The 20,454-nt window shown below is 47.9% G+C and carries 22 protein-coding genes; 10 read left to right on the top strand and 12 right to left on the bottom strand.

The window, feature by feature from the left end; all coding sequences use genetic code 11:
* Positions 1 to 16: 16 nt before the first annotated feature.
* Genes C234_RS0108155 through C234_RS0108145 form a run of 3 tightly spaced genes read left to right on the top strand, consistent with a single transcriptional unit; the run spans position 17 to position 2,771 of the window.
* Positions 17 to 1,510 carry a DUF5687 family protein gene (locus tag C234_RS0108155; protein WP_027325358.1) on the top strand — a complete coding sequence of 498 codons (1,494 nt, stop codon included), beginning with the start codon at positions 17 to 19 and terminating at the stop codon, positions 1,508 to 1,510.
* 37 nt (positions 1,511 to 1,547) lie between these two features.
* The gene (locus tag C234_RS0108150) at positions 1,548 to 2,252 is read left to right on the top strand and encodes an ABC transporter ATP-binding protein (RefSeq protein ID WP_027325357.1); all 705 of its coding nucleotides are present in this window, start codon (positions 1,548 to 1,550) and stop codon (positions 2,250 to 2,252) included.
* 9 nt (positions 2,253 to 2,261) lie between these two features.
* A complete protein-coding gene (locus C234_RS0108145) occupies positions 2,262 to 2,771 on the top strand; it encodes a C40 family peptidase (RefSeq protein WP_027325356.1) in 510 nt (169 codons plus the stop codon).
* 7 nt (positions 2,772 to 2,778) lie between these two features.
* On the opposite strand, the gene C234_RS0108140 is transcribed toward C234_RS0108145, so the two are convergent.
* On the bottom strand, positions 2,779 to 4,221 hold the full coding sequence (locus C234_RS0108140) for a methyltransferase RsmF C-terminal domain-like protein (protein WP_027325355.1): 1,443 nt from the start codon (positions 4,219 to 4,221) through the stop codon (positions 2,779 to 2,781).
* Between the two features lie 110 nt (positions 4,222 to 4,331).
* Between C234_RS0108140 and C234_RS0108135 the strand changes: the two genes are divergently transcribed.
* The 4 genes from C234_RS0108135 to folB are packed head-to-tail and all read left to right on the top strand — an operon-like array spanning position 4,332 to position 6,341.
* Positions 4,332 to 5,081, top strand: a complete 750-nt coding sequence (locus C234_RS0108135; RefSeq protein ID WP_027325354.1) for a DUF6249 domain-containing protein — start codon at positions 4,332 to 4,334, stop codon at positions 5,079 to 5,081.
* Complete coding sequence (locus tag C234_RS0108130; protein WP_027325353.1) at positions 5,078 to 5,626, top strand: RNA polymerase sigma factor; 549 nt, start codon at positions 5,078 to 5,080, stop codon at positions 5,624 to 5,626. The genes C234_RS0108135 and C234_RS0108130 overlap by 4 nt, the downstream gene beginning before the upstream one ends.
* Positions 5,610 to 5,939, top strand: a complete 330-nt coding sequence (locus tag C234_RS0108125; RefSeq protein WP_027325352.1) for a DUF5056 domain-containing protein — start codon at positions 5,610 to 5,612, stop codon at positions 5,937 to 5,939. Before C234_RS0108130 ends, C234_RS0108125 begins: the two co-directional genes overlap by 17 nt.
* 30 nt (positions 5,940 to 5,969) lie before the next feature.
* On the top strand, positions 5,970 to 6,341 hold the full coding sequence (gene folB, locus C234_RS0108120; RefSeq protein WP_027325351.1) for a dihydroneopterin aldolase: 372 nt from the start codon (positions 5,970 to 5,972) through the stop codon (positions 6,339 to 6,341).
* Positions 6,342 to 6,479: 138 nt separating this feature from the next.
* Here the strand turns inward: folB and C234_RS0108115 are convergent, their stop codons facing one another.
* The 4 genes from C234_RS0108115 to mtaB form a co-directional block, all read right to left on the bottom strand.
* Entirely contained in the window at positions 6,480 to 7,001 is a 522-nt protein-coding gene (locus tag C234_RS0108115) for a methylglyoxal synthase (protein ID WP_027325350.1), read from the bottom strand.
* A gap of 5 nt (positions 7,002 to 7,006) precedes the next feature.
* A complete protein-coding gene (locus C234_RS0108110) occupies positions 7,007 to 8,035 on the bottom strand; it encodes a glycosyltransferase family 2 protein (RefSeq protein ID WP_027325349.1) in 1,029 nt (342 codons plus the stop codon).
* Between the two features lie 97 nt (positions 8,036 to 8,132).
* Positions 8,133 to 9,020 (bottom strand): lysophospholipid acyltransferase family protein, encoded by an 888-nt coding sequence (locus C234_RS0108105; protein WP_027325348.1) that lies wholly within the window; start codon positions 9,018 to 9,020, stop codon positions 8,133 to 8,135.
* The gene (mtaB, locus tag C234_RS0108100) at positions 9,010 to 10,341 is read right to left on the bottom strand and encodes a tRNA (N(6)-L-threonylcarbamoyladenosine(37)-C(2))-methylthiotransferase MtaB (protein WP_027325347.1); all 1,332 of its coding nucleotides are present in this window, start codon (positions 10,339 to 10,341) and stop codon (positions 9,010 to 9,012) included. The genes C234_RS0108105 and mtaB overlap by 11 nt, the downstream gene beginning before the upstream one ends.
* Positions 10,342 to 10,452: 111 nt before the next feature.
* Between mtaB and C234_RS0108095 the strand changes: the two genes are divergently transcribed.
* Both C234_RS0108095 and C234_RS0108090 read left to right on the top strand, forming a co-directional pair.
* Positions 10,453 to 12,126 carry a long-chain fatty acid--CoA ligase gene (locus C234_RS0108095; RefSeq protein ID WP_027325346.1) on the top strand — a complete coding sequence of 558 codons (1,674 nt, stop codon included), beginning with the start codon at positions 10,453 to 10,455 and terminating at the stop codon, positions 12,124 to 12,126.
* Positions 12,127 to 12,280: 154 nt separating this feature from the next.
* On the top strand, positions 12,281 to 12,490 hold the full coding sequence (locus tag C234_RS0108090) for a hypothetical protein (RefSeq protein ID WP_027325345.1): 210 nt from the start codon (positions 12,281 to 12,283) through the stop codon (positions 12,488 to 12,490).
* Between the two features lie 331 nt (positions 12,491 to 12,821).
* Here the strand turns inward: C234_RS0108090 and rplI are convergent, their stop codons facing one another.
* Genes rplI through rpsF form a run of 3 tightly spaced genes read right to left on the bottom strand, consistent with a single transcriptional unit; the run spans position 12,822 to position 13,899 of the window.
* On the bottom strand, positions 12,822 to 13,265 hold the full coding sequence (gene rplI, locus C234_RS0108085; protein WP_027325344.1) for a 50S ribosomal protein L9: 444 nt from the start codon (positions 13,263 to 13,265) through the stop codon (positions 12,822 to 12,824).
* 14 nt (positions 13,266 to 13,279) lie between these two features.
* Positions 13,280 to 13,552: a 30S ribosomal protein S18 gene (gene rpsR, locus C234_RS0108080; protein ID WP_021643922.1), complete on the bottom strand. Its 273-nt coding sequence runs from the start codon at positions 13,550 to 13,552 to the stop codon at positions 13,280 to 13,282.
* Between the two features lie 2 nt (positions 13,553 to 13,554).
* Positions 13,555 to 13,899, bottom strand: coding sequence for a 30S ribosomal protein S6 (rpsF, locus tag C234_RS0108075; protein ID WP_027325343.1), 345 nt, complete (start codon positions 13,897 to 13,899; stop codon positions 13,555 to 13,557).
* Positions 13,900 to 14,308: 409 nt separating this feature from the next.
* Between rpsF and C234_RS0108065 the strand changes: the two genes are divergently transcribed.
* Entirely contained in the window at positions 14,309 to 14,755 is a 447-nt protein-coding gene (locus C234_RS0108065; RefSeq protein ID WP_027325342.1) for a MarR family winged helix-turn-helix transcriptional regulator, read from the top strand.
* 451 nt (positions 14,756 to 15,206) lie between these two features.
* Here the strand turns inward: C234_RS0108065 and C234_RS0108060 are convergent, their stop codons facing one another.
* Genes C234_RS0108060 through nuoK form a run of 4 tightly spaced genes read right to left on the bottom strand, consistent with a single transcriptional unit; the run spans position 15,207 to position 20,446 of the window.
* Positions 15,207 to 16,646, bottom strand: a complete 1,440-nt coding sequence (locus C234_RS0108060; protein WP_027325341.1) for an NADH-quinone oxidoreductase subunit N — start codon at positions 16,644 to 16,646, stop codon at positions 15,207 to 15,209.
* A 46-nt stretch (positions 16,647 to 16,692) separates the two neighbouring features.
* Positions 16,693 to 18,177, bottom strand: a complete 1,485-nt coding sequence (locus C234_RS0108055; protein WP_027325340.1) for a complex I subunit 4 family protein — start codon at positions 18,175 to 18,177, stop codon at positions 16,693 to 16,695.
* 32 nt (positions 18,178 to 18,209) lie between these two features.
* Complete coding sequence (nuoL, locus tag C234_RS0108050; protein WP_027325339.1) at positions 18,210 to 20,114, bottom strand: NADH-quinone oxidoreductase subunit L; 1,905 nt, start codon at positions 20,112 to 20,114, stop codon at positions 18,210 to 18,212.
* A 23-nt stretch (positions 20,115 to 20,137) separates the two neighbouring features.
* A complete protein-coding gene (gene nuoK / locus C234_RS0108045) occupies positions 20,138 to 20,446 on the bottom strand; it encodes an NADH-quinone oxidoreductase subunit NuoK (RefSeq protein WP_021645924.1) in 309 nt (102 codons plus the stop codon).
* Positions 20,447 to 20,454: the final 8 nt, after the last annotated feature.

The following is a 20,454-nucleotide window of genomic DNA, read 5'->3' as shown; positions in this document are numbered from 1 at the left end:
TTAGTAGACTAATGTCATGCTGATATTTAACGAATTACGCAAGCACGGAAAACTGGCTGCCCGCCGGCATCCGATGTATGAGAAAAACAAGATTGCCAAAGCGCTCGGATACATAATGGCAGTATTTTGGGCAGGCTACCTGATATTCTTCGGTATAACGTTTGCGTTCGCATTTGCCGATATGGCTCCCAACCGGGAGCCTTATCAGGTAATGAACGCGGGTGCGCTGGTCTTTATCCTGGCGATAGACTTCCTGCTGCGTATTCCGTTTCAGAAAACACCGACTCAGGAGGTAAAACCTTACCTCCTGCTGCCGGTGAAACGGAATCGGATCATCGACTTTCTGCTGATACGTTCCGGACTCAGTCTTTTCAACTTAGTCTGGATGTTCCTGTTCGTTCCTTTCTCTTTTCTTACAATTACCAAGTTTTTCGGATTATGGGGAGCGCTGACCTATCTCATCGGAATCTGGCTCCTGATACTGGTTAACAATTATTGGTATCTGCTCTGCCGCACCTTAATCAACGAACGCATATGGTGGACACTTCTTCCTATTGTCGTATATGCAGGCATCGGCTGTCTGCTCTTCATTCCCAAAGACAGCTTTCTTTTCTATTTCTTCATGGACTTGGGAGACGGATATATCGAAGGAAGCATCCTTTATTTTATCGGTACATTGCTCGTTATCGTCCTTTTGTGGTATATGAACCGCAGAATCATGTCCGGACTCATCTATGTCGAGCTGGCGAAAGTGGACGATGTCCGGATTAAACATGTATCGGAATACAAATTCTTTGAACGTTACGGCGAAATAGGCGAATATATGCGTCTGGAGCTGAAAATGCTGTTACGCAACCGCCGCTGTAAGAGTTCGCTGCGCAGCATCGCCATTATCGTGGTCGCTTTCTCTCTGGCGCTCAGTTTCTCGAGCGTTTACGACGGGAAATTCATGACAACATTTATCTGCGTATACAATTTTGCCGCATTCGGCATGATTATCCTTTCGCAACTCATGTCGTTCGAAGGCAATTACCTCGACGGGCTGATGTCTCGCAAAGAATCTATCATGAACCTGCTGAAAGCCAAGTATTATGTATATACCATCGGCGAAATCATTCCTTTTATACTGATGATTCCCGCCATCGCCATGAACAAACTTTCTTTATTGGGCGCATTCGCATGGTTTTTCTATACCATAGGAGTTATCTATTTCTGTTTCTTCCAGCTCGCTGTCTACAACAAACAGACGATTCCGCTGAACGAAAAGCTCACCGGAAGACAGAGCAATAGCGCCATACAAATGGTGATTAATTTCGGCTCTTTCGGCATACCGTTGATTCTGTACAGCGTACTGACCGCTTTTCTAAGTCCGAATACCACTTATATTATTTTATTGCTGACAGGTATGGCATTCACGCTTGCCTCTCCGCTTTGGATCAGGAATGTATATCTGCGTTTCATGCAGCGACGCTACGAGAACATGGCGGGATTCAGAGACAGCCGGCAATAAGAAAGACGAATCATCAACCGTTTAAACATTACAGATTGTGATTACCATAAACCAACTTAAAAAGAAATTCGGCGAGAAGGTTGCCGTAGACATCGAACAATACGAAATCAACCGGGGCGAAATGCTCGGACTGGTAGGAAACAACGGGGCGGGAAAAACAACGCTTTTCCGACTGATACTGGACTTGCTGAAAGCCGACAACGGAAAAGTAAGCATCGACGGAATAGACGTGAGTACCAATGAAGACTGGAAAAAGTTTACCGGCGCTTATATCGACGACGGTTTCCTCATCGACTACCTGACGCCCGAAGAGTACTTCTATTTCATCGGCAAAATGTACGGAATGGATAAAGAGCAAGTGGATGAACGCCTGCAAACATTCCAACGGTTCATGAACGGGGAAGTGACCGGGCAGAAAAAGCTGATCAGAAACTACTCCGCCGGAAATAAGCAGAAGATCGGAATCATCTCCGCCATGCTCCACGATCCCCAATTGCTCATCTTGGACGAACCTTTCAATTTCCTCGATCCCAGTTCACAATCTATTATCAAGCACTTGCTGAAGAAGTATAACGAAGACCACCGGGCCACAATCATCATTTCCAGCCACAACCTGAATCACACGGTAGACGTGTGTCCGCGTATCGCATTATTGGAGAACGGAATCATCATCCGCGACATCACCAATGAAAACAATTCCGCCGAACAGGAGCTGGAAGACTATTTCAACGTGGAGGAATAAATCTCGCCGATGCGTAGAAGTCTCACATACATAGGATTCATCGGAACCATATTGGTTTTCGCCTCGTGCCGTACCACAGCTCCGCAGTTCGATTATACCGCTTTGGCACGAGCTTCCATCGTATTGGGAATGGACATTCGGATGGAAGACCATCACCCCCTTTATCTGGAAGCAGCCGAATGGATAGGAGTTCCTTATCGCGGAGGCGGCAATTCGAAACAAGGCACGGATTGTTCGGGGCTGGTATATCGCATCTACCGGAAAGCGTACCGCACACAAGTTAGCCGGAGTTCCGAACAACTGAAAGCCCAAAGCCGGAAAGTATCGAAAAGCAACCTGCAGGAAGGCGACCTTGTATTCTTCTCCAACCACCGCTCTTCAAAAAGAGTAGGACATGTAGGCATTTACCTCAAAGACCGGAAGTTCATCCATGCCAGCACCGGCCGCGGAGTGATTATCAGCAGTCTGGACGAACCGTATTACCGGAAGCATTGGATCTGTGGAGGCAGGGTACGCTGACGAGGATTTACAATGTTCTAATCTCCTCGGGCATGTATCCGCTGCGGATGCGCCACTCTTGCGGATAGAGATTGTTGGCACGATTGCCGATATTCTTTACAAAGCCTAAAGGGACATGCCGGTAGGTGAGCAGCACAAAGCCACGGGGAACCGATGGCGGAAGCATAATCGCCTCTTTCCGCAAATAGGCAATGGCTTGCTGGTAACCGATCTCTTCCGACGGGAACACATCCCTGCTGAGAAGTTGGCTGCTCATGGCCAGCGAATGTGCCGGAACGATGTCTTTTCCCTTCACTTCAGCCACATCCACACCTGCCTGTATCACCCTCAACACCTGCTTCATCTCCGCCAATTCACCGGCATACGCATGCGGAAAAGCATATACCCCGGCGCCTTCCACAGCCAAGGCATACTTAGCGGAAACGGTTTCTTGCAACCACCTCGCTGCCCTTGTCAGATTTTCTTTGGAAACAAGAGAAGCTCCCGTTGCCGCCCCTTTCTTCTCTTTCTTCTTTGCTTTAGCCTGCGGAAAGAAGTGCCGGTCGCTCTCTGCTTCTTCCGCAGGTTTGCGGAGAACAGCCAGAAAGAATCCCTCCCCTTTCGTCCGATGAGGAAGAAAACGAAATACGGGAGCCTCATCGCCCGGCAACAGATTGCCGGTAATCCCCCATTCGGGACAGATATCCAAAGGCAATGATTCCGCTCCCAGCTCCCGGCGAATCCAGCGAACGTTTTCCTCGTCCTCTTTGGTATTGTAGGTGCACGTACTGTAAACGAGCAATCCTCCGGGCTTCAGGCACGGCCAGATATCCGCCACGATGCGTTGCTGGCGTTGCCGGCAGATTTCTACATTTTCAGAACTCCATTCGTCGACAGCCGCCGCATCTTTGCGGAACATCCCTTCGCCCGAACAAGGCACATCGGCAAGAATCACATCGAAAAAATGCGGTAACGCAGAGAAGTCCGCAGGATCGTTATTGGTCACCACCATATCGGGATGCCCCCACTTTGTCAGATTTTCCGCCAGCACCTGCGAGCGGTTGCGAATCACTTCGTTGGCCACCAAAAGACTTCCTTCGGGAAGCACGCTGCGCGCATGAGTGGATTTGCCGCCCGGAGCAGCGCAAAGGTCGAGCATCACCACAGGCTTCGTGACATATTGCCGCAATGCCTGCCCGACAAACATAGACGAAGCTTCCTGCACATAATAAACGCCCGCATGAAACAAAGGGTCGAAAGTAAACGTAAGCCGCTCGTCGAGATAATAACCGTGAGCCGCCCAAGGAACCTGTTCCCGACTCTCCGCCTGCTCGCTATCGCAGAACGGTTTATCTCTATTTATACGAATGCTCGCCGGAGGTGTCTCCCGCAAGGCTGCGGCAAAATGCTCAAATTCTCCGTCGCCCAGCAAAGAACGGATATCGTTTATAAAAGAAGCAGGTAAATTCATTTTCGATGATTAATTCGTGCAAATATCAAAAATATTTCGTCTCTTTGCAACTTTATAAAGTACTAACTACGTCTAACAGGCAAAGAAACAAAATTAAAAAACATAAGAATATGAAACGGATATTTATAGCCATGATGGTCGCACTGACCTTCTGCATGCTGCCGGCTAACGCCCAGAAAAAAACAACCGTAATACAAGACTCCATCGGGAAAGTAAAAATCACCGTATCTCAAACGAAAAAAGCGAAAAACAATCAGTCCGGCATCACCGTCGTAGGGGTGGATACCGCCGAAACGGGCTTAACAGCCGCAGACGACAGCCTGACGGAGGAAAAGTACACGAGCTTCACCTTCGACAGTGACGATGACGGTTTCCCGTTCAACGATTTCGACAAGCCTATTAGAAAAGGGATAACCGTTGCCATCGTGTCTATCATAGCAGTGTTCGGGTTGCCGGTATTCATTGTTTTCATCGTCTTCTTCTTCCGCTACAAAAACCGGAAAGCCCGCTACCGGCTTGCGGAAAAGGCGGTGGCAGCCGGGCAACCGCTTCCCGAAGAGTTCATCTACGACCAAAAGCAAAAGGACCGGCAGGCTCAAGGGATTAAGAACACTTTCACCGGAATCGGACTGTTCATCTTCTTATGGGCGATAACCGGCAGTTTCGGCATCGGAGCCATCGGCCTGCTTATCATGTTCATGGGCATCGGGCAATGGATTATCGAACGCCAAAAAGAGAAAAAAGAAGAAGCCTCCTATCGAGGCCGTACGGCAAACGGTCGGTTCACCGACCGCAACTCCGGCAGATTCGAAGAGAATGAACCAGAAAATGACAATCACCGGAACGACGAAACGAGATGAGCCAACTCAATGAATTATCGTTAGTCGCCCAGGTGGTAGTGCTCAAAAACAAAAGAGCATTCGAGCCTTTGGTGCAGAAGTACCAGTCGCCCGTGCGGCGCTTCTTTCTGCACCTCACCTGCGGTGACAGCGAATTGAGTGACGACCTGGCGCAAGATACGTTTATAAAGGCGTATACCAATCTCGCCTCTTTCCGGAACTTATCAAGCTTCTCCACCTGGTTGTACCGAATTGCTTATAATGTTTTTTATGACTATATTCGCAGTCGGAAAGAGACGGCTGATCTGGACACCAAAGAGATAGATGCCATCAACTGCGCCGAACCGATGAACGTGGGACAGCGGATGGATATCTATCAGTCGCTCAAGACGCTGAAAGAAGTGGAACGAACCTGCATCACGCTCTTCTACATGGAAGATGTCAGCATCGACAAAATTGCAGGAATTACGGGAATGCCGGCAGGAACGGTGAAGAGCCACCTGTCGAGGGGAAAGGAAAAACTGGCAAATTATTTAAAACGAAACGGTTATGATGGAAATAGATAACGACAAACTCCTGCGCCAATTCTTTCAGGAGAACAAGCAGGAAATACCCGACAATGGTTTCAGCCGGCGTGTGATGCACCAATTATCCGGTCGGAAGAGCCGATGGGCGAACCTATGGCCGGCACTCGTTGTAGCCATAGCTGCCGTGCTTTTCATCCGCATGGACGGACTGCAAATAATCTGGAGCACATTGCGCGAAGTATTCACAGGTATGGTTCAACAGGGAGCCGCCCAACTGGATCCGAAATCGCTCCTGATCGCAGCAATCGTCTTGCTGTTTTTAGGAACCAAAAAGGTTTGCTCATTGGCATAAGTATCCTCTTACCGACATATCGACACGCATATGAATATCCGACATAGTTACATCGTTTTAGAAGGAGTGCGCTGCTATGCCTATCATGGCGTAATGCCGCAGGAAAATCTCGTAGGCAATGAATACCTCATCGCCTTGAGGCTGAAAGTCGACATCGGGCGGGCGGTAGAAACGGACGAAGTGGCGGACACGGTGAGCTATGCGGATGTGTACGAAGCCGTAAAAGAAGAAATGAGCATTCCGTCGAAACTTCTGGAACACGTGTGCGGACGAATCGTCGGAAGGCTTTTCGCCGATTTCCCGTCGGTAGAAGAAATAGAAATCAAACTGTCGAAACGAAATCCTCCTATGGGAGCGGACATCGACACTGCGGCGATAGAAATGAAGTGTTGCCGGGGATGAATAAAATATAATAAAACTCTGCTCGCCCTCGCTGATCTTTGGAAAAAAGACGGCGGGCTTTGGAAAAAAGACGGCGGGCTTTGGAATCAAACATTGTGATGTTTGATTCCAAAGCCCGCAAACCATTGATTGACCGACTTACTTTTGCCGTTTCTTTCTCTTGTCCACCGACTCCACTGCTTCGGTAACGACCGACTTGTCCTCAAAGCGTTTCGTATAACCGGAATAGTCGGGATGAATACGTTCATACTCAGGATCCATGAACAACGGACTGGAAATGATATGATCGGCCGTAGAGCGGTTGCAACAGAAAACGATGTTTTCCACACCCGCCAGACGGGTCAGCGCCTTCACGTCGGTGTCGTGAGGCTGTAATGTCATCGGATCGGTGAAAAAGAAAAGATAATCGATCTGACCTTCTACAATGCGTGACCCCATCTGTTGGTCGCCTCCCAACGGTCCCGATTTCAAAATGGTGAAGTCCCACTCCACTTCGGGATGTTTCTTGGTCAAGGCTTCGAGAATCAGCGTACCCGTAGTGCCTGTGCAGTAGAATTTATGTCCCATCAATAATTCCGAATTCCACAAAACCCATTCGATCAGGTCTTTTTTCATCGCATCGTGAGCTACCAGCCCGATGCCTCTGCTTACTTGTTTCATATTATTTAGTTTTTTAAATGGGGCAGTTGCGAGAAACGCTTGCGCCCTTTCGCGTAAAACTGCCACAAAATACTGTTTTTTATACGTTCGGGAATCTCCTGCAATGAAGCCTTTCGCACGTTCTCCTCACGGGAAGGTGCAAAAGACGCGCGAAGCCGTTTGTACTCCCTGCGCGCGCGTATCACCTCGCGGGCATTGCTCCCCTGCCCTTTCAGCAGAAAAGCGAATGCCGCCACATAGTCCAACACGGCGCGTACAGCCATCACTCTCGACAGCTCTTGCCGCGGAAGGTTTTTATACAGCATCAACAGGTTGTTGCGGAAGTTGAGGAAAGTTTTGCGGGGATTCTCTTTTTTCAAGGTAGCGGCGCCTACGTGATAGACCGTGCTTTGAGGGATGCAGACAATGCCGCGTCCGCGTGAACGCAACCGCCAGCACAAGTCGATCTCTTCCATGTGAGCGAAAAACCGTCCGTCCAGCCCGCCTGCCCGACGGTAATCTTCGAGCCGGATGAAGAGCGCCGCCCCCGTAGCCCAAAAAACCGAAGAAACCGTATCATACTGTCCTTCGTCCTTCTCCACCGCCGACATCAGCCGCCCCCGGCAGAACGGATAGCCGTATCTGTCGATAAATCCGCCTGCCGCTCCGGCATATTCGAACAGCTCTTTGCGGCGGTAGCTGCGTATTTTGGGTTGGCAGGCAGCCACCTCGGGGTGTGTATCGAGATAATCCGTCAACGGCTCGAGCCAACGCTCCGTCACTTCCACATCCGAGTTGAGCAACACCGCATATTCCGCCTCCACCTGTTGCAAAGCCCGGTTGTATCCGTCGGCAAATCCGTAATTGCGATCCAGAAGAATCAGGCGGACAGCCGGGAACTCATTGCGCAGCATGTCCACAGAATCGTCCGTCGATCCGTTGTCGGCCACACAGACCTCTACGTTTTCAGCTTCCGAATGCCGAAGCACCGAAGGCAGAAAGGTACGGAGCATGTCGCGTCCGTTCCAATTTAAGATAACAACCGATACTTTCATATTCAATCCGTTTTTCCGGTTTATTCTCCGGTTTGTATTTTAAAATCCGTTTCCGACAATAAGGAAACAGACGACATAAGTGCCGAGATTCTTTTCTTTATCGACATTCCGCCTGCGAAGCTTTCCAACGTTTGTGCGACCAAAGCCAATAAGCCGGTTCGCGACGAATAGTCTGTTCGAGACAACGGGCAAACGCCTCGGTGATTTCACCGTCTGCCGTCTCCTTCGGCTTCTCCGTCATCAACTTAAATTCCACTTCACAATAGCCTCTGCGGGTTTTGATGAGTTCGCAATAAAAAACCGGGAAATTCATCATCTTCGCAATCCGTTCCGCTCCGGTCAGAAAAGCCGTCTCTCGTCCCAGAAAGCGAGTCCAGTATTTATCGTCGCTGCTGGGCCACTGGTCGGTTATCAGCCCTACCGCCATTTTCTTTCCGTCGCGTTTCAGCCTGACAATCTCACGCGCGGTGGAATGTTTCGGGATATTGTATCCGCCGAACCGCGACCTGATGCGTTTGAACAGCCGATCGAGATAAGGGTCTTTCAGCGGTTTGTACACTTGAATGGGAACATCGCCCGGCTCCATCACGGTTCCCATGCCGGTAATCCACTCATAGTTGGCATAATGCGGAATCATCAGCACAATTCCTCCGTATCGGGCGATAAAATCCAGATATTGTTCGGTATTCTTATACGTCATCCGCCGGCGAAGGTCTCCGACAGACATGTGCAGAAGCTTCAGGTCTTCCATCAGATAGTCGGACAGATAGCGATAGAAGCGTTTCTCTATCCGTTTGATTTCATCCTTGCTTTTCTCCGGGAAAGAGCGGTTCAGATTGTCGCGAACCACCTTTCTCCGGTATCTCGCAACATAATACATCAGCAGATAATTCACATCGGAGAGAAAATACAACACACGAAAAGGAAGAGACGATAAGAGCCACATTCCCGCATACACCAAATAATAAATCAGTTTAGACTTCATAATCCGTCAGAATTGTGCCTTTAAGCGCAGTTTTATCTTCATTGAAGCCGCCCAGGCGAACGGCTATCACCTGATTATCGAGCGATGCGTCGTTTTCCACTTCCACACGGATATAATTTTCGGTAAATCCGTGCATCGGAGAACCCGCTTTCGCTTTTTCCATCAATACCGGCATCACCTGTCCGATATGGCGGGCATAAAACGCTTGCGTCTTTTCGTCCGAAAGAGCCAGCAGACGTTGGCTTCGCCGGTGCTTTTCGTCGGGCAAAACCACATGTTCTATTTTCAGAGCCTGCGTACCGGGACGTTCGGAATAGCTGAACACGTGCAGTTGGGTGATGTCCAGACTTTCGATAAAGCGATAAGCTTGTTCGAAGTATTCGTCCGTTTCTCCCCTCGTGCCCACAATCACATCGACACCGATAAACGAATCGGGCATGACTTCTTTGATTTTTTTTATTTTGGAAGCGAAAAGAGCCGTGTCGTACCGGCGGCGCATCAGCTTCAGCACTTCATCGGACCCCGATTGTAACGGGATATGGAAATGAGGCATGAAGCGACGGGAACGGGATACGAACTCAATAATTTCATCCGTCAGCAGATTGGGTTCGATGGAAGAGATGCGATAACGTTCGATGCCTTCGACCTCATCCAGCGCTTTTACCAGATCGAAAAAAGTCTCTCCGGTCGTTTTCCCGAAATCGCCGATGTTCACTCCTGTCAGCACAATCTCTTTTCCACCTTCGGCGGCAGCCTGGCGGGCTTGTTCCACCAGCGAGGCAATCGTGCCGTTACGGCTGCGTCCGCGCGCAAAAGGAATGGTGCAGTACGAACAAAAATAGTCGCATCCATCCTGCACTTTCAAGAAAAAACGCGTACGGTCGCCCCGGGAACACGAAGGCGCGAACGAACGAATGTCCTTGGTAGTCGTAGTAAACGCTTCTCCCTCTTCATGTTTCTGCAAATCGCCCAGATATTGGAGCAGGTCTTTCTTCTGTTCGGCTCCCAATACCACATCCACGCCTTTGATTTTCGCCACATCGCCGGGTTTCAGCTGTGCGTAACATCCGGTCACCACAACAAAAGCGTCGGGATGTTGCTTCACCAGCCGGTGAATGGCTTGCCGGCACTTCTTGTCGGCCATTTCCGTCACCGAGCAGGTGTTCACTACACAAATATCCGCTTTTTCTCCTTTGCGTGCGGTACGGACTCCTGCCTCACGCAGGGTTTTACCGATTGTCGAAGTCTCCGAAAAATTCAATTTGCAGCCCAAAGTATAATAAACGGCTGTCTTATCCTGAAACACAGTGGTATCTATCATAAATCTTTTCAATGATGCATATTTTATGCAAAGTTACACTATTTATCAGTAAAACACTTTAGGATACGAAAGTTTATTCCTACTTTTGCACAGTTTATCAAAAAACGTGCAATGATTAAAGAGAATTTTATCAAACTATACGAAAACAGTTTTCGTGAAAATTGGGATTTGCCCTGTTACACCGACTACGGTGAAGATACACAATATTCGTATGGCGAAGTGGCCGAAAAAATAGCCCGGCTGCATTTAATATTCAAACATTGCAGTCTGCGCAGAGGCGACAAGATTGCGGTGATCGGCAAAAACAACGCTCATTGGTGCATCGCCTATATGGCAACCATCACCTACGGAGGCATCATTGTTCCCATTCTGCAAGACTTTACCCCCAACGATGTCCACCACATCGTCAATCATTCCGAATCAGTTTTCCTGTTTACCAGCGATACCATCTGGGAAAATCTGGAAGAAGAAAAGTTGACCGGAATAAGAGGCGTATTTTCTTTGAGCGATTTTCGCTGCCTTTACCAGCGCGACGGGGAAACGATACAGAAATTTCTGAAAAACCATGATAAGGAAATGCGCCGTGCCTATCCGAAGGGCTTCACCCGCGAGGATGTACAGTACACAACTCTGTCGAACGACAAAGTGATGTTGCTGAACTATACTTCGGGAACCACCGGATTCAGCAAGGGCGTAATGCTTACCGGAAATAATCTGGCGGGAAACGTAACTTTCGGCATCCGGACCGAATTGCTTAAAAGAGGCGACAAAGTGCTTTCGTTCCTTCCGCTAGCTCACGCTTACGGATGCGCTTTCGACTTTCTTACGGCAACGGCGGTCGGCACGCATGTCACGCTGCTCGGAAAGGCGCCTTCGCCCAAAATTATCATGAAGGCTTTTGAAGAAGTGAAACCCAACCTCATCATCACCGTTCCGTTGGTTATCGAAAAGATCTACCGGAACATCATCCAGCCTCTTATCAATAAGAAAGGTATGAAGTGGGCGTTGAATATCCCTCTGCTCGATGCCCAGATTTACGGTCAGATCAAGAAAAAACTCATCGATGCCTTGGGAGGGCGGTTTAAAGAAATCATCATCGGTGGTGCAGCCATGGACAAAGAGGTGGAAGAGTTTTTCCACAAAATCAAGTTCCCTTTCACCATCGGCTACGGAATGACCGAATGCGGGCCGCTCATCAGCTATTCTCCATGGAATGAATTCGTATTGGGTTCTTCAGGAAAAATACTCGACATCATGGAGGCCCGTGTTTACAAGGAGAATCCGGATGCGGAACTCGGAGAAATCCAAGTGCGCGGCGAGAATGTGATGGTAGGATATTATAAGAATGAAGAAGCGACACGCGAAGTGTTCAGCGAAGACGGATGGCTGCGCACCGGAGACCTCGGTACGATGGATGCCAACGGTAACATATTTATCCGCGGACGCCTAAAGAGCATGATATTGAGCTCGAACGGACAGAATATTTTTCCTGAGGAACTGGAAAGCAAGCTGAACAACATGCCGTTCATCCTCGAAAGTCTTGTCATCGAACGTAACAAGAAACTTGTCGCATTGGTATATGCCGATTATGAAGCGTTAGATTCGCTCGGACTCAACAATCCGGCCAATTTGGAAACCATTATGAATGAGAACTTAAAGAGCCTGAACGGAAGTGTAGCGGCATACGAGAAAATCAGCAAGATCCAACTTTACCCCACAGAGTTCGAAAAGACACCCAAAAGAAGTATCAAACGATACTTATACGACAGTATAGCAGTAGATTAATCGATTCTAAAAGGACTAAAAAAGGGTAAAAGATATGCTTTTTATCCTTTTTTTTAAAAAAAGTCGTCTTTTAAAGAACAACCTATTGAAAAAGTGTATACCTTTGCAACGTTTTAATAAAGCAATTGATTGTATTAATTTAAAAGCAAAGAAAATGAAAAAATTAGTTTTGATGGCTGTAGCTATCGTAGCAGTATCATTCGCATCTTGTGGTAACAAAGCAGCAGACGCAGCAAAAGCAACTGCAGATTCAATCCGCATCGCTGATTCAATCGCAGCAGTAGAAGCAGCAGCAGCTGAAGCAGCAGCCGAAATGGTTGATACTCTTACAGCTGATAGCGTAGAAGTTGTAGTAGCTGAATAATTCAGAACAACAACTCTGGAGAGAATTGAAAGTCTGCCCATGCGAAAGCATGACAGACTTTTTTTTATGCCTTTTCATAATCCAAAGACGTTCTCTCTTTCTAACGATGCATGATTCGATATATACTTACCATACAGTTGTAATATAAATTACAACTTGCCGTTCCTCCCCCAAAATAATAATAATTTTTCAACCGCCACGCATATCGATCTCGTGTCACAATCTACATACATTGCCGATATCGGTAATTTCATCAGAACGATGTGAAAACAACAATGGCGATTCACGTTGAATGAACCGCCATTGCCTTATCTAGAAAAACTTCGTTTTCTTATTCAGCTACTACTTCAAAAGGCACTTCTACAGAAACCTCTTTGTGAAGTTTTACAATTGCCTTGTAGCTTCCTACTTCTTTCACTGCATCTTTTACAACAATAATCTTTCTGTCGATTTCATGACCCAGTTTAGCCAAAGCCTCAGCAATCTGGATATTTCCGACAGAACCGAAGATAGTACCGGTTGAACTTACCTTTGTTGCAATAGTCAAAGAAACGCCCTCCAATTTTGCAGCTACTGCTTCAGCGTCTTTCTTGATTTTCTCAAGTTTATGAGCGCGCTGCTTCAGCTCTTCAGCCAGCACTTTCTTTGCAGAAGGAGAAGCAATGACAGCTTTTCCGGTCGGGATCAAATAATTACGACCGTAACCCGATTTCACGTTTACGATATCATTCTTGTAACCCAAGTTTGCGATGTCTTCTTTCAATATAATTTCCATACTATTCCTCCTCCTTATTTCATCATGTCAGTTACATAAGGCAACAATGCCAAGTGACGGGCTCTCTTCACAGCCTGCGCGATACGACGTTGGAACTTCAAAGAAGTGCCTGTAATACGACGCGGAAGGATTTTTCCCTGTTCGTTCAAGAACTTCTTCAAGAATTCGGGATCTTTGTAATCGATGTACTTGATGCCATTCTTTTTGAAACGGCAGTACTTTTTCTTCTTAACGTCTACTGAAGGCGGAGTTAAATATCTGATTTCCGATTGATTTTGTTGTGCCATGATTAATCCTCCTTTTTGTTTGATTTTACACTTCTTCTCTTAGCGGCATATTCTGCTGCATATTTATCCATCTTGAAAGTCAAGAAACGGATAACTCGTTCGTCACGACGGAAGTTTATTTCCAACTTATCAATTACAGTAGGCTCTGCATTGAACTCGATCAGTTGATAGAAACCTGTAGATTTTTTCTGAATTGGATAAGCCAATTTCTTCAATCCCCAGTTTTCTTCATTGATAATCTCAGCACCTTCTTCCTGAAGAATACCTTTGAATTTCTCTACCGCTTCCTTCATCTGAACATCAGATAAAACGGGAGTTAAAATGAAAACGGTTTCGTATTGATTCATACTCGTTTTAATTAATAAATAGTTTATTTTATTTTAAATGCGGGTGCAAAGTTAGATATTTTATTCGGAACTGCCAACATTTACAACCATTTAAATATACTTTTTATTGCCGCAAATGGTTAAAAAAGGGTTTATACGTATAAATCGTTTGTTTCAATGATTCAGGAAAATGTTTTTTAAGAAACGGTATCCTTCAATAATCATTCTTTCTTTATAAATATGACAGGCATACAAAATGCGGCATTCTGACGAGTAAAGACGAAAAAAAGGCCAAAAACGCATTTATTATAAGCAGTATAACAGATAAAAAGGAAAAAAGAAACAAATCCTTAGTGATTTTTTATATCCTATAAATAGGAATTATCCCAAAAGTAAAGTATATTTGCAAGGTTGTTTAAACAATCATTTCATGATAGAGCAATTCAATTTTGATATCCGACTTATATTTGCCATTTTAAACGGCAAAGTTTCTGCTGCGATCAATCGGAAGTTAAATCGAAACTTCCGACAAAACGGATTGGAAATCAGTCCGGAGCAATGGACCGTACTGATTTTCCTGTGGGAAAAAGACGGCATTACCCAACAAGAGTTGTGCAATGCAACTTTTAAAGACAAACCCAGCATGACACGTCTTATCGACAACATGGAAAAGCAACACCTGGTCGTACGTATTTCCGACAAAAAAGACCGCCGTACAAACCTCATTCATTTAACCAGAGACGGAAAAGAACTGGAAGAAAAAACGCGTATTATAGCCAACCAAACATTAAGAGAGGCGTTGCAAGGAATCACAATGGAAGAATTAAGCGTAGGACAGGAAGTTTTGAAAAAAATATTCTATAACACCAAAGATTAAACGAAAGAAAAAGGAATGCGATTCATAAAATGAATGAAATCTATTCTCATAATAGTTTTTTCACCTAATTTATTTCGCCCGTTAAAGAATTATGCTTTAATTTGTGACTGGAAAATAATAATCTATTAAAATACACACACATGAAAGGCTTATTAAAGAATCTGGGACTGATATTAATCTTGATTGGAGTGGCTATTCTGTTGATTTGTTCCTTAACAGGAAATGTAAACAACAATTCCATTCTAGGTGGCTCTATGGTACTCGTTATATTAGGACTTATATCCTATATCGTTATCAACAAAAAGATCACCGATTAATTGATAAAAGACAATTAAAAATCTCGGGAATGACCATGTGGTTTTCCCGGGATTTTTTTATTTATGGAATTTTGATACCTACCAAAGAGTATTGGATTTCCAAAGCTCTTTAAAGATTACCGACAGCAGCATTTCTATATGCCGAAAGCAAACTTGTCGATGGTCTGATAGACAATGCTTGCAATGCCCAGCCCTACGATGCCGATGACACAAAGCGCCAATGCCCATCGGGTGAAAGCGTCGCTGCGGAACGTCGGGACGGGATTGTCTGATGGAGTGATATACATTGCCTTCACGATAAGCAGATAATAATAAAGCGAAACCACCGTGTTGACGAGTGCAATGAACACCGGCAGATGGAATCCGGCATTGAATGCGGACATGAAGATAAAGAACTTCGAGAAGAAACCTGCGAAAGGCGGAATGCCTGCCAGCGAGAAGAGAGACAGCGTCATCAGCAGGGCGATTTTCGGATTGGTGCGATAAAGCCCCGCATATTCCTCTAACGTGAACTTATGGCTGCGCAGGGCTATGATGGTGATTACTGCGAATACGCTGAGGTTGGCCACGGCATATACCAATACGTAGTATACCAATGCCGTCATTCCCTGAGCGGTTCCGCCGATAACTCCCAGCATGATATAACCTGCTTGCGAGACACTGGAGAATGCCATCAGGCGTTTCAGGTTCTGCTGGCGGATGGCAAAGAGGTTGGCAATGGTGATGGTGACAATCGTTACCCAGTAAAGCACCGTTTGCCAGTCGTCTGTCATCGGCGCAAAGACTTTGATGAGAACCGTCATCAGCACGAAGGCGGCAGACCCTTTCGAGACGACGCTCAGATAGGCGGTCACCGCACTCGGAGCGCCTTCGTACACGTCCGCCGTCCACAAATGGAACGGAACAAGCGAGAGTTTGAACGCCATGCCTGTGAAGAAGAACACGAATGCCATAATCTGCAAAGGGTTTCCGTCGATACGTCCGGGAAGGTCGTCGAAGTAAAGCGTTCCCGTCGAACCGTATATCATCGACAGGCCGAAAAGCAGCAGTGCGCTGGAGAACAGGGCGGTCAGGATGTACTTTGCACCGGCTTCGGCCGAGTGGTGGCGGTATTTGTCGAAAGCGATCAGTGCCGCCATCGGGATGGAAGCTGTCTCCAGACCGATGAAGAACATCAGAAAGTGCCCGGCGGAAATCATCAGATACATCCCGAACAGGGTGGAAACTGTGAGTACGTAGAACTCTCCTTGCTTAAATGCCGTGTCTTCGCGCTTCATCCATTCGTGCGCCATCAGGAAAACGATGAGTGTGCCTATGTTCAGAACCGACTTTACGATGGTGTGCATGGGCACGTAGTGATACATTCCGCCGAAAGCGTCGGCCGTCTGTCCCGGTATCAGATTGATAAGGGTGTGGAGGGTCATCAGCGTTACGGGGAGTACCGTATTGAGAACCGGAGTTCCGGTTTGCTTGTGGGCGTCCGGACTCATGAACAAGTCGGCGAGGAGAAGAACGAGCAGGACAACGATGAGCGAAAGTTCTTCCCGCATGTATAGAAATTGTGAATAATCCATCTTTTTGTTTACTGTTTATAGAATAACGATTGATTGATTGGCTGTTTTACGGCATCAGCTGCGAAACGACGGGAATCACGCTTTCGCCGATCATCCGGCTCACCCAGAAAGGCGCGAGTCCCAATCCGGCTACACAGACAATGAGACAGATCACCGCTACGCGTTCATCCCATGTGGCGTCGGTCAGTTCAAGATGATGCTTGTCGGTGCAGGTTCCGTAGAGTATCTTTCCCACCAGCCTCAGAATGTAGACGGCAGTGATGACGATCGATGAGCAGGCGAGAACCGTCAGTGTGCGGTGGAATACGTCGGCATTCTGGAACGAACCTACGAAAATGGTCATTTCGGCAACGAAGCCGCTCAGTCCGGGAAGCCCCAGATTGGCAAGCCCGGCAATGACGTAGCAGACGCTGAGAAAAGGCATCACCTTCATCAGACCCGAAAGTTGGCGAACATCGCGCGTATGTGTGCGTCCGTAAATCATGCCGATCAAGGCAAAGAACAAAGCGGTCATCAGTCCGTGGCTCAACATCTGAAGGATAGCACCCGTCGCCGCCGTACGGTTCAGCATCAGGATGGCAAACAGCACCAGTCCGCAATGTGAAACCGAAGAGTAGGCATTGATGTATTTCAGGTCTGTCTGCACGCATGCGGAAAATGCTCCGTAAACCACAGAGATGCCTGTGAGTATCAGGAATATCCACGCAAGTTCTTGAGCAGCTTCGGGCAGAAGGAACATGGCTATGCGGAAACATCCGTAGCCTCCCAGCTTCATCAGCACGCCGGCATGGAGCATGGAGACTGCCGTCGGGGCCGAAGCATGGCCGTCGGGACTCCATGTATGGAACGGGAAAAGAGCTCCCAATACTCCGAAGCCGAGGAACGTGAGCGGAAACCAGATGCATTGCTGCTCGAAGGGTATGTTGTGCAACTGCGCAATCTCGAGGATATTCATCGTTGTTGCCCCCGAACCGGAAAAGATGCCGAGAATACCGATCAGCAGAAAAGCGGAACCGCCCATCAGCATGAGCGTCAGCTTCATGGCGGCATATTCCTTCCGCCCCGATCCCCAGACACCGATGAGCAGATACATGGGGATCAACGCTATTTCGTAGAACATGAACATGGTGAAGAGATCGACGGAAATAAAGAATCCGAATACGCCCAGCGACAATAACGTAAACCATAGGAAATACTCTTTGGTGAGCGGTTGCAGGCGCCATGAAGCGAATGTTCCGGTGAAGACGATAATGGAAGAAAGCAGCAGCATGGCTACCGAAATGCCGTCGACCCCTACCGAATAGGCGATGTGAAGCGGTGCGTACCAAAGCGTGTCGGCACGGAAAAGCATCTCCGCCGTATTCCCGGCATGGCGTTCTTCCAGATAAAGGAATGTCAGAATGATGGAAGCGGCGAGCAGTGCCGATGCGCCGGCGACCATCACTCCCCGAATCGCTTTAATCCCCCGTGCAGCCCATAGTGCGGCAAGCATCAATAAGGGGATGAGTACAAAGATAGATAAGAAATTCATCTTGTTTTATTTACTGTTTAGCTATTTACAAATTAAAGAATTAACAGCAGGATCAGCGCCAGCGCCCCGCAGAAGAATACATAAGCGTATTGTTGCACTTGTCCGCTCTGGAATCCGCGTATCTCGTCGCTCACAGCTTCGGTAGCCCATGCGAGGAAATCGAAGAAGCCGTCTACCACATGGCGGTCCCACCATGCGATGGGAGCGGAGATGCAGCGGAAAATGATACGGTGAGTGATAAACCGGTAAACCTCGTCGATGTAGAAGCGGCGATAGGCAGCCCGATGCAACCTGCCGAAGCGTCCGGCAAGGGCATTCGCTAAGGATTGCTTTTCTCCTTTATACATATAGGTTGCCAGAGCTATCGACAGCAGGGCAACGAGGATGCTTGTTACGGCTACCGTCCGGTCGAGGTGGATGTCATAAACCGATCCGTCGGCGTTGATAAAGTGTCCGAAAGGGATGAAGCCGGCCACACAAGTCACGCCTGCAAGGAACAGAAGGGGGAAAGTCATCGTCAGCGGACTTTCATGCGGAGCGTGCCGTTGTTCGCATGGCGAGTCGGCGGCGGGCTGTTGCGTCTTGCCCCAGAAGATGCCGTAGTAGAGACGGAACATATAGAAGGCCGTCATGGCGGCGATAACCGTCATTACCCAACCCATTGTCGGGCTGTACCCAAAGCATGCCGCAAGAATTTCGTCTTTCGAGAAAAATCCCGAGAACGGCGGGATGCCTGCGATGGCAAGACAGGCAATCAGGAATGTCCAATGGGTGACGGGCATGTATTTGCGCAATCCGCCCATTGCCGACATCTCGTTGGAGTGTACGGCATGGATGATGCTTCCCGCACCGAGAAAGAGCAATGCCTTGAACATGGCATGGGTGAAGAGGTGGAACATGGAGGCCATGTATCCCAACCCTCCGTGATGAGGGTCGGCAGAGGTGCAAACGCCCAAAGCCACCATCATAAATCCGATTTGGGAAATGGTGGAAAAGGCCAGTACGCGTTTGATGTCCGACTGGACACAGGCTACGCTCGCCGCATAGAAAGCGGTGAACGCTCCTACCCAAGCTACGATGTGCAGCGTGTCGGGCGCATAGGCGATGAAGAGCGGAAACATGCGGGCTACCAGATATACTCCCGCCACTACCATTGTGGCGGCATGTATCAGGGCACTGACGGGTGTGGGGCCTTCCATTGCATCGGGCAACCAGATGTGCAAAGGAAACATGGCGCTCTTGCCCGCACCGCCGATGAACATCAGTCCCAATGCCAGAGGAAGCATTGCCGCTCCTCCGCCGATTAGTGAGACTGTATCGGGCGTGAAACCGAAGGTACCGCCGTAGTATCCGTAAATCAGGATACCGATAAGGAACCCCAGATCGGCGAAGCGTGTAACGATGAACGCTTTCTTGGAGGCGGAAATCGCAGCGGCCTTTGTGTAGTAGAAACCGATCAGCAGGTAGGAGCTGACTCCTACCAGTTCCCAGAAGAGATACATCTGGAAGATGTTTGTGGCAACAACCAGTCCGAGCATCGACATGGTGAACAGCGAAAGGAAGGCGTAATAACGCTGAAATCCCTTTTCGCCTTTCATATAGCCGAATGAGTAGATGTGTACCATGAGCGATACGGTGGAGATGACGATGAGCATCATCACGGAAATCGGATCGAGCAGAATGCCCAAATCGAAATGCAGCGTCTCGGTGAAAGGAAGCCATGTGACATTATAAGGTATCATGGTGGCCAATGTGCCGTCGCCGAGACGCGGAGCGGTGAAGTATTGGAAAGCGGTGAGGTACGAAAGAAGCGTTACCGCACCCAACACCAGTGTGCCGATTGTGCCCGCCGTCCGGTGTGACATCCGCTTTCCCCCGATGCCTGTGATGAGGAAAGAGAGAAAGGGAAGGAGAAGTATGAGAATCGTTAATTCCATATCTGTTGTTTGTTTTTAGTTAGTTACCATTTCATTTCATCCAGACTGCGAACCTGAATGCTCCGTATATTGCGGTAGATGTTAATCATGATAGCGATGGCTATCGCCGTTTCCGCCGCCGAAATGGCAATCGAGAACAGAGCGAAGAAGTATCCTTCGGTGTCTTCGGGAAAAAGGAAACGGTTGAACACGGCGAAGTTGATGTCGGTGGCATTCAGCATGAGCTCTATCGAGATGAGGATGGCCAACGTGTTCCGGCGGGTGAGGAATCCGTAAATTCCCGCGAACATCATGACGGTGGAAACCACCAGATAATATTCCATGTGTATCATAAATCAAT

This window comes from Bacteroides pyogenes DSM 20611 = JCM 6294 (assembly GCF_000428105.1).
In the GTDB taxonomy this organism is placed as follows: Bacteria; Bacteroidota; Bacteroidia; order Bacteroidales; family Bacteroidaceae; genus Bacteroides; species Bacteroides pyogenes.
Note: the sequence above shows the minus strand (reverse complement) of the source record. Positions and strands in the feature narration are given on the sequence as shown.

Bases quoted from the DNA above. Each gene is read 5' to 3' on its own strand.
- mtaB (WP_027325347.1), bottom strand. From the start codon at position 10,341: ATGATAGATACCACTGTGTTTCAGGATAAGACAGCCGTTTATTATACT.
- C234_RS0108155 (WP_027325358.1), top strand. From the start codon at position 17: ATGCTGATATTTAACGAATTACGCAAGCACGGAAAACTGGCTGCCCGC.
- C234_RS0108130 (WP_027325353.1), top strand. From the start codon at position 5,078: ATGAGCCAACTCAATGAATTATCGTTAGTCGCCCAGGTGGTAGTGCTC.
- C234_RS0108060 (WP_027325341.1), bottom strand. From the start codon at position 16,646: ATGGATTATTCACAATTTCTATACATGCGGGAAGAACTTTCGCTCATC.
- nuoL (WP_027325339.1), bottom strand. From the start codon at position 20,114: ATGGAATTAACGATTCTCATACTTCTCCTTCCCTTTCTCTCTTTCCTC.
- C234_RS0108110 (WP_027325349.1), bottom strand. From the start codon at position 8,035: ATGAAAGTATCGGTTGTTATCTTAAATTGGAACGGACGCGACATGCTC.
- rpsR (WP_021643922.1), bottom strand. From the start codon at position 13,552: ATGGCACAACAAAATCAATCGGAAATCAGATATTTAACTCCGCCTTCA.
- C234_RS0108145 (WP_027325356.1), top strand. From the start codon at position 2,262: ATGCGTAGAAGTCTCACATACATAGGATTCATCGGAACCATATTGGTT.
- C234_RS0108065 (WP_027325342.1), top strand. From the start codon at position 14,309: ATGATAGAGCAATTCAATTTTGATATCCGACTTATATTTGCCATTTTA.
- C234_RS0108125 (WP_027325352.1), top strand. From the start codon at position 5,610: ATGATGGAAATAGATAACGACAAACTCCTGCGCCAATTCTTTCAGGAG.
- folB (WP_027325351.1), top strand. From the start codon at position 5,970: ATGAATATCCGACATAGTTACATCGTTTTAGAAGGAGTGCGCTGCTAT.
- nuoK (WP_021645924.1), bottom strand. From the start codon at position 20,446: ATGATACACATGGAATATTATCTGGTGGTTTCCACCGTCATGATGTTC.
- C234_RS0108105 (WP_027325348.1), bottom strand. From the start codon at position 9,020: ATGAAGTCTAAACTGATTTATTATTTGGTGTATGCGGGAATGTGGCTC.
- C234_RS0108140 (WP_027325355.1), bottom strand. From the start codon at position 4,221: ATGAATTTACCTGCTTCTTTTATAAACGATATCCGTTCTTTGCTGGGC.
- C234_RS0108135 (WP_027325354.1), top strand. From the start codon at position 4,332: ATGAAACGGATATTTATAGCCATGATGGTCGCACTGACCTTCTGCATG.
- C234_RS0108095 (WP_027325346.1), top strand. From the start codon at position 10,453: ATGATTAAAGAGAATTTTATCAAACTATACGAAAACAGTTTTCGTGAA.
- C234_RS0108090 (WP_027325345.1), top strand. From the start codon at position 12,281: ATGAAAAAATTAGTTTTGATGGCTGTAGCTATCGTAGCAGTATCATTC.
- rpsF (WP_027325343.1), bottom strand. From the start codon at position 13,899: ATGAATCAATACGAAACCGTTTTCATTTTAACTCCCGTTTTATCTGAT.
- rplI (WP_027325344.1), bottom strand. From the start codon at position 13,265: ATGGAAATTATATTGAAAGAAGACATCGCAAACTTGGGTTACAAGAAT.
- C234_RS0108115 (WP_027325350.1), bottom strand. From the start codon at position 7,001: ATGAAACAAGTAAGCAGAGGCATCGGGCTGGTAGCTCACGATGCGATG.
- C234_RS0108055 (WP_027325340.1), bottom strand. From the start codon at position 18,177: ATGAATTTCTTATCTATCTTTGTACTCATCCCCTTATTGATGCTTGCC.